The following is a 377-nucleotide window of genomic DNA, read 5'->3' on the forward strand; positions in this document are numbered from 1 at the left end:
TAGATCCATTNGCAATGCCAGGTCTGAGTATATATTCGCAAAGGCTTTGGTATAACGGTCACCATAGTTAGGCGGTATCTGCATGCCTAGCAATATTACTTGGGCTCCAGCCTCTTGTGACATCACAGCCATCGCTTCTAGGTTATTACGAATCTGCCTAACCGGGGTTCCTCGTAAACCATCGTTTCCGCCAAGTTCAATAATGACGATAACGGGCTGATGAGTTGATAAGGCCTTACCTAAACGATAACGGCCACCGGTAGTGGTATCACCGCTGATACTTGCATTGATCACGCGATAGTTATCGCCCAGCTCACGCTGCATCAGCGCTACCCAGCCCTTACTCTTATCCAAACCAAAGGCCGCGCTAATACTGT

At 48.4% G+C, this 377-nt stretch carries 1 protein-coding gene; it reads right to left on the minus strand.

Translation table 11 applies throughout. From position 1 onward, the window contains the following. The coding region (locus tag A3766_RS08595) for an arylesterase (RefSeq protein ID WP_197479447.1) at positions 1-377 on the minus strand (377 nt) is incomplete at both ends.

The organism is Oleiphilus sp. HI0132 (assembly GCF_001635845.1).